Genomic DNA, 11062 nt, shown 5'->3' on the forward strand with positions numbered 1-11062 from the left:
ATCGCGGCTCCTTAGTGGGTTACGGCTGCGGCGACAGTTTCAGTCGGCAAAGCAGCACTATAGTTATGAAGAAGTTCGGTAACCGATGGCCCGATGATGTCTGTGACCAAGCTCGGGTAAACACCCAAGAGCAATGTCATCGCAATAAGCGGCGCAATGATCCACTTTTCACGAGGTGTCAGATCTTTGATGGTCTTCAAGCTTTCCTTGATCAACTCGCCCATAACAACGCGGCGGTAGAGCCACAAAGCGTAAGCAGCTGAGAAGATCACGCCTGTCGTGGCAATCATCGCAACCCAAGTGTTGGCTTGGAACATGCCCATCAGCGTCAAGAATTCACCGACAAAGCCAGAGGTGCCCGGCAGACCCACGTTGGCCATCGTGAAGAACATGAACACCAAAGCGTAAGCAGGCATCCGGTTCACAAGACCACCGTAAGCGTCGATTTCGCGGGTGTGCATCCGGTCGTAGATCACGCCAACACTCAAGAAGAGCGCGCCGGAAATGAAGCCGTGTGAAATCATTTGGAAGATCGCACCATCAATACCTTGTTGGTTGAGCGAGAAAATACCAGCCGTCACATACCCCATGTGTGCAACAGATGAATAAGCGATGAGCTTTTTCATGTCAGATTGCACCAAGGCCACGAGGGACGTGTAAACAATCGCAATCGCCGACATCCAAAGGATGACATCTGCCATCATGTGCGACGCCACTGGGAACATCGGCAGCGAGAAGCGCAGGAAGCCGTAGCCGCCCATTTTCAGCAAGATCGCCGCAAGTACAACGGAACCAGCTGTTGGCGCTTGAACGTGCGCGTCGGGCAACCACGTGTGCACGGGCCACATTGGCATTTTCACCGCGAAGGACGCGAAGAAGGCCAAGAACGCGAGCATCTGCATGCCGCCAACAACGTGAATGCCAAGGACGCTGAAGCTCTCGGTTGAGAACTCATGCGCCATAAGCGCCACGATATCTGTCGTGCCTGCATCCATGTACATCGCGATCATCGCAACCAGCATCAAAACAGAGCCAAGGAAGGTGTAGAGGAAGAACTTGAACGATGCATAAACGCGGTTTACCCCGCCCCAAACACCGATGATCAAGAACATCGGGATCAAGCCGGCTTCGAAGAAGACGTAGAACAACATCAGGTCGAGCGCACAGAACACACCGAGCATCAGCGTTTCGAGCAACAAGAATGCAATCATGTATTCTTTAACACGAACCTTCACATCCCATGTCGACCAGATCACCAGCGGCATAAGGAAGGTTGTGAGCATCACGAACAGAACTGAAATCCCGTCGACACCCATTTTGTATTGCAGACCCATGATCCATTCAGCTTGCTCAACCATCTGGAACCCAGTGTTGGATGGATCGAACTGAGCAATCACAAACAAGGACACCAAGAAGGTGATGATTGTCGTGAACAAGGCCAAACGTTTTGCGTTAAGCTGAGCCACCTCGTCGTCCCCGCGCAAGAACAGCGCCAGAACCAAGGCCGCAACAGTCGGCAGAAAGATAATAAAGGACAGGACGTAATCCATTAGTGAGCCCCTCCGCCGATCGACATCCAGGTGATCAAAACAACGATCCCCAGAACCATCGCGAATGCATAAGTAAAGATAAAGCCAGACTGCAAACGACCCGCAAGTCGCGTGAAGAACGGCACGATGCCAAGCGCCAAACCATTGATGGCACCATCGATTGTTTTCACATCACCGCGCTGCCACAAGAAGCGACCCAAGCCCAAAGCAGGTTTGATAAAGATCGCGTTGTACAGCTCGTCGAAGTACCATTTGTTCAGCAAGAACTGGTACAGTGGCTGCTGGTCTTCGGCCAATTTGTTCGGCAGATCGGGCTTCTTGATGTAGAAGACCCAAGCTGTGACAAAGCCAATCAGCATCGCAATGAACGGTGACAGAATGACCCAAGCTGGAACATGGTGTGCATCATCCAAGATGGTGTTGTCTTCGGCGATAAAGATCGCGCCCGTTGGGGCGACTGCCATATCAGAACCGTGGTCAGCAGCTGCCGCATGATCATCGCCATGCGCCTCTGTTGCTGTGCCATGGTCGTCATCTGCTTTCGCGAAATCGTCGCCATGCCCTTCATCCGCTGCAGCGTGGTGCGCTGGAATTCCAAAGAACGCATTGTGTTTGTCGTGATCGCCAAAGAAAGATCCATACCAAACCATGCCCGAGAACACCGCCCCAAGTGCAAGAACGCCAAGTGGGATCAACATCACTTTTGGGCTCTCATGCGCGTGGTCATGCGTATGTTTGTCGCCGCGTGCTTTGCCGTAGAAGGTCAAGAAAATCAGGCGCCAAGAATAGAAGGACGTGAACAATGCCGCGATAACCAGCATCCAGAACGCGTAGCCAATACCTGAGGCGTAAGCGCTCTCGATGATCGCATCTTTCGAAAAGAAGCCAGCAAAGCCAAGTTTGGTGAACGGAATACCTACACCAGTGATGGCCAAGGTGCCGATCATCATTGCCCAGTACGTCGCAGGGATCTTTTTGCGTAGACCACCGTAGTTGCGCATGTCTTGTTCGTGGTGCATCGCGTGGATCACAGAACCCGCGCCCAAGAACAACATCGCTTTAAAGAATGCGTGCGTCAAAAGGTGGAACATCGCAGGACCGTAAGCGCCAACACCCACAGCGACGAACATGTAGCCAAGCTGTGAACAGGTTGAATATGCGATCACGCGTTTGATGTCGTTTTGCACCAAGCCAACAGTCGCCGCAAAGAACGCAGTCGATGCGCCGATGTAGACGATGAATGTCTGTGCTTGTGGCGCGTACTCGAACAAAGGTGACATACGTGCCACCAAGAATACACCCGCGGTCACCATGGTCGCAGCGTGGATCAAAGCAGACACAGGTGTCGGGCCTTCCATCGCGTCTGGCAACCAAGTGTGCAGGAACAGTTGGGCTGATTTACCCATCGCTCCGACGAACAAGAGGAATGCCAACAAGTTTGCCGCGTTCCATTCTGTCCACAAGAAGTGCAATTGCGTGTTGGCCAGTTCTGGCGCTTTCGCAAAGACAACATCCAGATCGATCGAGCCAGTCAGGTAGAACAGGCCAAAGATACCAAGTGCAAAACCAAAGTCACCCACACGGTTGACGATGAACGCTTTCATCGCGGCCGCACCAGCGGATGGTTTCTTAAAGTAGAAGCCGATCAACAGGTATGAGGCAACGCCCACGCCTTCCCAACCGAAGAACATCTGAACCAAGTTATCAGAAGTCACCAGCATCAACATGGAGAAGGTAAAGAAGGACAGGTATGCAAAGAAACGTGCGCGGTAAGGCTCAGCGTCCGAGAAGTTCTCGTCATGCGCCATGTAGCCAAAGGAATACAAGTGAACCAGCGCCGATACCGTATTGATAACGATGAACATAATCGCAGTCAGACGATCAAGGCGAATGCCCCAAGATGTCGACAACTCGCCACTTTCGATCCAACGGAACAAAGTGATGTGTTGCACGTGACCGTCAAACGACAAGAACACAACCCAAGACAGCAAAGCCGCCAACATCAGCAGACCTGTGGTCAGATACTGTGCGTTGCGTTCGCCGATGATGCGCCAACCGAAACCGGCCAAAAGCGCGCCCAGCAACGGAGCAAAGAGAATAATCTGTGCCATGTGAGCTTACCCTTTCATCACGTTGATGTCTTCAACATCAATCGTGCCGCGGTTGCGGAAGAAGCCTACGAGAATAGCCAGACCAATCGCGGCCTCGGCTGCTGCGACCGTGAGGACGAGCATGGTGAAAATCTGGCCAACCAAGTCACCCGAAAAGGATGAAAAGGCCACGAGATTTATGTTGACCGACAAAAGGATCAATTCAACGGACATCAAAATGATGATCACGTTCTTTCGGTTCAAAAAGAGCCCGAAAATCCCGATGACAAACAGCGCTCCTGCGACTGCTAGGTAATGTTCAAGTCCGACCATGTCGTCCCTCAGTTCTTTTTTACGCCTTACGGGCGATTTTTCAGATCAGGGCGGAGATCCGCCCGTCGGTTTCGTCGTCGGGAAAAGGCTTAAAGCCCCTGCCCTGATTTGACGTCTTTCAATTCCATTGCCTTGGCGGGGTCGCGGTGCATCTGCGCGATCACGTTCTGGCGTTTGACGTTCGGGTTGTGACGCAAAGTCAAAACAATCGCGCCGATCATCGCAGTGAGCAAGATAAGCCCCGCGAGCTGGAACAAGAGCAGGTAGTCGTCATACATCAACAATCCCAATGCGGCGGTGTTGTGCACCTCAGGCGTCGCGATGTCGCCCAATGAAGCTGCAACATTCACGCCATCAGCCACATGCCAATCGCCGTAAGCCGCGCCCATTTGGATCAACACGACAACACCGATCATCACAGCGAATGGCAAAAACTTTGCCATCCCACCGCGCAACTGCGCAAAGTCGACATCCAACATCATCACCACAAACAAGAACAGCACCATGACGGCGCCCACGTAAACGATGATCAACAGCATCGCGACGAATTCAGCGCCCAAAAGCACGAACAGGCCCGAAGCGGACAAAAAGGTCAAAATGAGCCAGAGCACAGAGTGGACGGGGTTGCGTGCCACCACTGTGAACAGACCCGACGCCACCATAAGGATGGCGAAAAGGTAAAATGCGTAATCCGCGACAGTCATGCACTGTCCTCCTGCTTTTCGGCGAAGACTTCGGTAACAAAGCCAAGCGCCTTTGACATAGCTGGCAAACCGCCCAGCATCGACATCTGATAGATCGTTTCACCGATCTGTTGTTTCGTGGCCCCTGCTTCGAGTGCATTGCGAACCGTTGCTTTAAACGCCACTTCGCTTTGTGCTCCCAAAACCGTTTGACCGGCCAAAACCACGAGAAGACGCGTTTTGGCGTCCAAACCCTCGGGGTTAAATTTCGTGCCCCACATCATGTCCAATTGCTCTTTGGACAGCGTGGGAAAAAGCTGCTCAAAGTTCGGCATCTCAAAATCTTTGAGCGCCGGATTGAACGCAGCGGCCATTTTCTGGCCCTGTGCGGTCATCTCTTCGAATAGCTTATTGAAATCATTCATCGGTAAGGCGCATCCAATTCGAGGTTGCGTGCAATCTCTGCTTCCCAGCGGGCACCGTTGTCCAAAAGCTTGTCCTTATCGTAGAACAGCTCTTCGCGGGTTTCCGTTGCGAACTCAAAGTTCGGGCCTTCAACAATCGCATCCACAGGACAAGCTTCTTGGCAGAAACCACAGTAGATACATTTTGTCATATCGATGTCATAGCGCGTTGTGCGGCGTGATCCATCGTCGCGAGGCTCCGCGTCAATGGTGATTGCTTGCGCAGGGCAAACCGCTTCACACAATTTACACGCGATGCAGCGCTCTTCGCCATTTGGGTAACGACGCAACGCGTGCTCGCCGCGAAAACGTGGGGACAAAGGCCCCTTTTCGTGCGGGTAGTTGATCGTCGCCTTGGGGCTAAAGAAATACCGCAGACCGATCCGGAAACCGGCGATGACATCTGTCATCAAGAAGTATTTCACTGCGCGGGTGTAGTCGAAATCTGATTTTGCTTGAGCCATGATTTAGCCTCCAATCGCCCAGCGAGCATAGGCCCCGCCGAATGCGCCGAATTGAGCAAAGAATGCCACGAGAACGACCCATGCCAATGACAGCGGCAAGAAGACTTTCCAGCCAATGCGCATCAATTGGTCGTAGCGGTAGCGCGGAGTGATCGCCTTTACCATTGAGAAGATAAAGAAGAAGAAGCCCATTTTGAGGATCATCCAGAAGATACCGTCTGGCAGACCTGGGATTGGTGACAACCAACCGCCGAAGAACATCAGCGAGATCAGCGCACACATCAAAACCACAGCCATCAATTCGCCCATCATGAACAAAAGGAACGGCGTAGATGAGTACTCAACCTGATAACCGGCAACGAGTTCTGATTCAGCTTCCGGCAAATCGAATGGTGGGCGGTTTGTTTCGGCCAAGGCAGAGACAAAGAACAACACAACCATTGGGAAATGCGGGATCCAGTACCAAGAGAAGATACCAAAGCGTCCGTCTTGGGCTGCAACAATGTCACCAAAGTTCATGGAGCCGGATGAGATGATCACACCGATGATGATCAAACCGATTGAAACTTCGTAGGAAATCATCTGCGCCGCAGAGCGAAGCGCACCAAGGAATGGGTATTTCGAGTTGGACGCCCACCCCCCCATGATCACGCCGTAAACTTCGAGCGATGAAATCGCGAATATGTAGAGGATCGCAACGTTGAGATCAGAGATCACCCAACCATCGTTCCAAGGGATCGCAACCCAAGCGATGGTCGCCATCACAAAGGTGATCATTGGCGCGAGGTAGAAGACAAATTTGTCAGCCCCCGCAGGCACAACCACCTCTTTGACCACGTATTTCAGCAAGTCTGCAAAAGATTGCAGCAAGCCAAAGACACCAACCACGTTGGGGCCTTTGCGCATCTGAACCGCAGCCCAGACTTTGCGATCGCCATACATCAAAAAGGCAAGAGCAACGAACAAGGGCAAAAGAACCAGCAGACATTGTCCGAGGATCAAGAGCGCAATGCCCAAATTTGTTGTCGTGAAAAATTCGACCATTTCGTAGTCCTTCACACCGTCGGTATTCTAAATTCGCGGCCGTTTGAAACGATGACCTTAGTGTCAAGCGTTCGCAAACCATCGAGCGGCGCTGACGTGTTGCTGTAAACAGCATCCGCGCGCCAAATTCCAGCCTCTTGTGAGACATTTGTTCGTAAGTTTTGCGTAAATCCATTTGCACGGACTTGCGCCATTTGTGTCGCATTCGATTTTGACAAAATCGCAAAGCCGCGATCTGTCTTTGCAGCCATATTTACGGTCGCAAAATCTGAAGATTTATTGACCATCTCACCTGTCACCGCGCGCACAGGGCGTGCTGCGACTTCAGAAACATCCGCACAAGGAAGCCCGCGCACACCACGCAGCACAGTGGCCGACAAAACACACTCTTGCGTGTTTTGCGCGGTCTGCTGTGACGCGAATTGATATGTGTGCGCAGCAATCATTCTTACTCGGCCGCCACTGCGTCTTGGCCACGTGCTTTGGCAGCTGCTGAAAGTTCCGCCATCAACGCCGATGCACGCGCAATCGGGTTGGTCAGGTAGAAATCTTTCACTGCGTAGCGCACGGATGCGGTTGCTGGCTTGCGAACTTCGATCGCAGACCATGCGTTTTCGGCCACAACATCCAAATCAGCCAGATGCGGAGCAGCTTCGATCAATGTAGAGCGCAAGGCCGCGAGCGAAGAGTAATCCAAAGTCGCGTCAAGCTCTGCAGACAAAGCCCGCAAAATCGCCCAGTTTTCTTTCGCCTCACCAGGAGGGAAAGAGGCACGTGCAGCAAGCTGTGGGCGCCCTTCTGTATTGACGAACAGACCGCTTTCTTCAGTGTAAGCAGCACCCGGCAAGATCACGTCAGCGCGGTGTGCGCCACGATCACCGTGTGAGCCTTGGTAAACAACAAACGCGTCGCCAGCAATTTCGATCTCGTCAGCGCCCAAGTTGTAGATCGCTTCGGCGCCATCAAGAGCGGCGTCCAAACCGCCCTCAGTCACCGCACCGATATCCATCGCACCAACGCGACTTGCGGCAGTGTGCAAGATCATCAGTTTGGAGCCTGTGTTTTCAGCCAGTTTCATTGCTTGTGACAAAACAGCTTCGCCATCTGCCTCTTGCAAGGCGCCCATGCCTACGATGACAATAGTGTTTTTCTCATCGCGGGTTTCAGCGGAAATCTTGCGATCAGCCAAAGCAACCAATGCAGCACGGTCTGTGCCAACGTGATGGTATTCGTATGTCAAATCAACAGCTTCGCCGACCAAACCAATATCCGCACCGCGCGCCCAAGCCGCACGGATACGCGCGTTCAGCACTGGCGCTTCTTCGCGTGGGTTGGTGCCGATCAATTGGATCATGTCCGCAGAGTCGATATCTTCGATTGTCGCCGTTCCTACATAAGCAGAGCGGTTTCCAATCGGAAGTTTCGCACCGTCTACGCGGGATTCAACTTTGCCGCCAAGACCTTCAACCAATTGCTTCAAAGCAAAGGCGGATTCGACAGACACTAGATCGCCAACAAGACCGGCAACTTTTTTGCCCTTCAAGCCAGCCGCAGCAGCTGCGAGAGCCTCATTCCAAGACGCTTTGCGCAACTTGCCGTTTTCACGGATGTAAGGTGTGTCCAAACGCTGGCGACGCAGACCGTCCCAAACGAAACGTGTTTTGTCGGAAATCCACTCTTCGTTCACGCCATCGTGGTTGCGCGGCAAAATGCGCATCACTTCGCGACCTTTGGTGTCCACACGGATGTTTGAGCCAAGCGCGTCCATCACGTCGATGGTTTCGGTTTTGGTCAATTCCCAAGGGCGGGCCGTAAAGGCGTAAGGTTTAGACGTCAGTGCCCCAACAGGACACAGGTCGATGATGTTGCCTTGCAAGTTCGACACAAGTGTCTCGTTCAAGTAGCTCGTAATCTCAGAATCTTCGCCACGACCTGTTTGACCCATTTGCGTGATGCCAGCGACCTCAGTCGTGAAGCGCACACAGCGTGTACATGAAATACAGCGGGTCATTGTGGTGGCAACAAGTGGACCGAGATCCAGATCTTCCGTTGCGCGCTTTGGTTCGCGGAAACGTGAGAAATCAACACCGTAAGCCATGGCTTGGTCTTGCAAATCGCATTCGCCACCTTGGTCACAGATTGGGCAATCCAGCGGGTGGTTGATGAGCAAGAACTCCATCACACCTTCGCGCGCTTTTTTGACCATAGGAGAATTGGTTTTCACAACAGGCGGCTGGCCTTCTGGACCAGGGCGCATGTCTTTCACTTGCATCGCGCAAGACGCCGTCGGCTTGGGCGGACCGCCAACAACCTCGACCAGACACATGCGGCAGTTGCCCGCAATTGTAAGACGCTCATGGTAGCAAAAGCGCGGCACTTCGATCCCTGCGACTTCACAAGCCTGTAGGATCGTCATGGCCGGATCGACCTCGACTTCATTTCCGTCAATGATAAGTTTGCGCGTATCTGCCATATCACGTCACCTGTGTTCATGAAGGTGCCGCACGCGACATGCGCCGCACCTTCGGTATTTCAAACGCCTTTCACAGCGTCAATTTCATCTCACCCACGGAACCAATCCGTGAGAAACTTAACGGGACAAATGCCCCTATTTCCGTATGCGCAAAAACGACCCTGTCAGGGTGTTTGCAACAATTTCATTCGATCCAAGCGTACAAAGATCAGCGACACTTGCTGGGTCGAGACCTTTGGAACGCATATACGCTTCGCCAAGGTCGCGCATGCGTGCCTTTTCAGCGTCGCTTTCGACGTAACTTTTGATTTCTGCATCTGAATATCCAAGCCGCTTTGCTGCTGACTTCAATCCCCAAAGATAGTTCAACCCTTTGAGAGTGCGCGCACTAATGCTTGGGCATTTGTCAGAAATCTCGATGGCCATCGCGACGCTCAGCATCGGGCGATCAATCGTTGGCTCATCACGCAAAGACTTTGCGGATGCTGTGGCTGCGACTGTGTTCATAACAAGGGCTGCAATAACTGCAGATTTAAACTTATACATGTGGAGACTCCATACCATGCGGCGCGCATGCTTTAGTGATATGCAATTGCGCCTCTTGTAGATACGACCAGCCAAAGGCGTAGTCGCTGTCCCCATGTCTTTCTTTGTAGGCAAGACGTTCAAGCGCCTCGTCCAATGTGGGCTTGTGCCCCGCCTCTACGTACCACATCACAAAGTGCTGGCCCCCCAAAACTTGGAACCATTCTTCGCGGCGGTCGTAGAATTTTTTGTGGACTGTGTTGAACACGAAATGCTCGAGGCTTTTCACGTCTTCCCACACAGTCATATTGGCAACCATCTGCGGATCATCACCAATAGAATTTTCAGTATTTCCAGTCCCGGGTTCGCCGGAACCTTCCATCATCCAAACGAACCCCGGCATGCGTTTGCCAAGGCTGTTCACCATATCCAATGCATTCATAAAATCGGCCACGCGCGGATCATCGGTCGGCGCAATGAGCCGTCCGATGTTCAGTTCCGCAATATGTGTGCCGCTTGGTTGCATCGTGTGATTTACTCCGCAGCCATCGCGCCCATACGGCCCGATTTTTGTGCTTTGATACGGTCTTCGATTTCTTCGCGGAAGTTGCGGATCAGGCCTTGGATTGGCCAAGCGGCAGCATCGCCGAGCGCACAGATTGTGTGGCCCTCAACCTGTTTGGTCACGTCCCAAAGCATGTCGATTTCTTCCAGCTCAGCTTCGCCTTTCACCAGACGATCCATCACGCGCATCATCCAGCCTGTGCCTTCACGACACGGCGTACATTGGCCACAAGACTCGTGCTTGTAGAACATAGACAAGCGGTGAATGGCTTTGATGATGTCAGTGGATTTGTCCATGACGATGACCGCCGCTGTGCCAAGGCCAGAGCCAAGTTCACCGCGCAGGTAATCAAAGTCCATGATCGCGTCTTTCATCTGTTCGCCGCGCACCAATGGCACAGAAGACCCACCAGGGATCACAGCCAAAAGATTGTCCCAACCGCCGCGGATGCCGCCACAGTGGGTTTCGATCAGCTCTTCGAACGAGATCGACATGGCTTCTTCAACAACACATGGGTTGTTAACGTGGCCAGAGATCGCGAACAATTTCGTGCCCGCGTTGTTGGCGCGACCGAAACCAGCAAACCATTCAGGACCGCGACGCAAAATGGTCGGCGCAACGGCGATGGATTCAACGTTGTTCACAGTGGTCGGGCAACCGTACAAGCCAGCACCCGCTGGGAACGGTGGCTTCATCCGTGGCATGCCTTTTTTGCCCTCAAGGCTTTCGAGCAATGCTGTTTCTTCACCACATATGTAGGCGCCAGCCCCGTGGTGCAGGTAAAGATCAAAGTACCAACCAGACTTGGCTGCGTTCTTGCCCAACAGGCAAGCGTCGTAGCATTCGTCAATCGCTGTTTGCAGAGCTTCGC

The 11062-nt window shown here is 52.8% G+C and carries 12 protein-coding genes; all 12 read right to left on the reverse strand.

Annotated elements, in window-relative coordinates:
- Positions 1–11 precede the first annotated feature (11 nt).
- The gene (locus ABF287_RS01985) at positions 12–1550 is read right to left on the reverse strand and encodes an NADH-quinone oxidoreductase subunit M (RefSeq protein ID WP_347183350.1); all 1539 of its coding nucleotides are present in this window, start codon (positions 1548–1550) and stop codon (positions 12–14) included.
- Complete coding sequence (gene nuoL, locus ABF287_RS01990; protein ID WP_347183351.1) at positions 1550–3661, reverse strand: NADH-quinone oxidoreductase subunit L; 2112 nt, start codon at positions 3659–3661, stop codon at positions 1550–1552. Before nuoL ends, ABF287_RS01985 begins: the two co-directional genes overlap by 1 nt.
- 6 nt (positions 3662–3667) lie before the next feature.
- Positions 3668–3973, reverse strand: coding sequence for an NADH-quinone oxidoreductase subunit NuoK (nuoK, locus tag ABF287_RS01995; protein ID WP_085849282.1), 306 nt, complete (start codon positions 3971–3973; stop codon positions 3668–3670).
- An 89-nt stretch (positions 3974–4062) separates the two neighbouring features.
- Entirely contained in the window at positions 4063–4677 is a 615-nt protein-coding gene (locus ABF287_RS02000; protein WP_347183352.1) for an NADH-quinone oxidoreductase subunit J, read from the reverse strand.
- Positions 4674–5081 carry a carboxymuconolactone decarboxylase family protein gene (locus tag ABF287_RS02005; protein WP_347183353.1) on the reverse strand — a complete coding sequence of 136 codons (408 nt, stop codon included), beginning with the start codon at positions 5079–5081 and terminating at the stop codon, positions 4674–4676. Before ABF287_RS02005 ends, ABF287_RS02000 begins: the two co-directional genes overlap by 4 nt.
- Positions 5078–5584 carry an NADH-quinone oxidoreductase subunit NuoI gene (gene nuoI / locus ABF287_RS02010; RefSeq protein ID WP_342856511.1) on the reverse strand — a complete coding sequence of 169 codons (507 nt, stop codon included), beginning with the start codon at positions 5582–5584 and terminating at the stop codon, positions 5078–5080. The genes ABF287_RS02005 and nuoI overlap by 4 nt, the downstream gene beginning before the upstream one ends.
- A gap of 3 nt (positions 5585–5587) precedes the next feature.
- On the reverse strand, positions 5588–6628 hold the full coding sequence (nuoH, locus tag ABF287_RS02015; RefSeq protein ID WP_347183354.1) for an NADH-quinone oxidoreductase subunit NuoH: 1041 nt from the start codon (positions 6626–6628) through the stop codon (positions 5588–5590).
- 11 nt (positions 6629–6639) lie between these two features.
- Positions 6640–7008, reverse strand: coding sequence for a hypothetical protein (locus ABF287_RS02020; protein WP_347183355.1), 369 nt, complete (start codon positions 7006–7008; stop codon positions 6640–6642).
- Positions 7009–7076: 68 nt separating this feature from the next.
- The gene (gene nuoG / locus ABF287_RS02025; protein WP_347183356.1) at positions 7077–9101 is read right to left on the reverse strand and encodes an NADH-quinone oxidoreductase subunit NuoG; all 2025 of its coding nucleotides are present in this window, start codon (positions 9099–9101) and stop codon (positions 7077–7079) included.
- Between the two features lie 135 nt (positions 9102–9236).
- On the reverse strand, positions 9237–9647 hold the full coding sequence (locus tag ABF287_RS02030; RefSeq protein WP_347183357.1) for a DUF5333 domain-containing protein: 411 nt from the start codon (positions 9645–9647) through the stop codon (positions 9237–9239).
- Positions 9640–10152 (reverse strand): DUF3291 domain-containing protein, encoded by a 513-nt coding sequence (locus tag ABF287_RS02035; protein ID WP_347183358.1) that lies wholly within the window; start codon positions 10150–10152, stop codon positions 9640–9642. The genes ABF287_RS02030 and ABF287_RS02035 overlap by 8 nt, the downstream gene beginning before the upstream one ends.
- 8 nt (positions 10153–10160) lie before the next feature.
- Positions 10161–11062, reverse strand: a 902-nt coding sequence (gene nuoF, locus ABF287_RS02040) for an NADH-quinone oxidoreductase subunit NuoF (RefSeq protein WP_347183359.1), incomplete at its 5' end; no start/stop codon positions are given.

It is taken from the genome of Pacificibacter sp. (genome assembly GCF_039769035.1).
Lineage (GTDB): Bacteria > Pseudomonadota > Alphaproteobacteria > Rhodobacterales > Rhodobacteraceae > Celeribacter.

Coding starts and splice junctions, on each gene's coding strand:
- ABF287_RS02035 (WP_347183358.1), bottom strand. CDS start 10,152: ATGCAACCAAGCGGCACACATATTGCGGAACTGAACATCGGACGGCTC.
- ABF287_RS02000 (WP_347183352.1), bottom strand. CDS start 4,677: ATGACTGTCGCGGATTACGCATTTTACCTTTTCGCCATCCTTATGGTG.
- ABF287_RS02030 (WP_347183357.1), bottom strand. CDS start 9,647: ATGTATAAGTTTAAATCTGCAGTTATTGCAGCCCTTGTTATGAACACA.
- nuoI (WP_342856511.1), bottom strand. CDS start 5,584: ATGGCTCAAGCAAAATCAGATTTCGACTACACCCGCGCAGTGAAATAC.
- nuoK (WP_085849282.1), bottom strand. CDS start 3,973: ATGGTCGGACTTGAACATTACCTAGCAGTCGCAGGAGCGCTGTTTGTC.
- nuoH (WP_347183354.1), bottom strand. CDS start 6,628: ATGGTCGAATTTTTCACGACAACAAATTTGGGCATTGCGCTCTTGATC.
- ABF287_RS02005 (WP_347183353.1), bottom strand. CDS start 5,081: ATGAATGATTTCAATAAGCTATTCGAAGAGATGACCGCACAGGGCCAG.
- nuoG (WP_347183356.1), bottom strand. CDS start 9,101: ATGGCAGATACGCGCAAACTTATCATTGACGGAAATGAAGTCGAGGTC.
- ABF287_RS01985 (WP_347183350.1), bottom strand. CDS start 1,550: ATGGATTACGTCCTGTCCTTTATTATCTTTCTGCCGACTGTTGCGGCC.
- nuoL (WP_347183351.1), bottom strand. CDS start 3,661: ATGGCACAGATTATTCTCTTTGCTCCGTTGCTGGGCGCGCTTTTGGCC.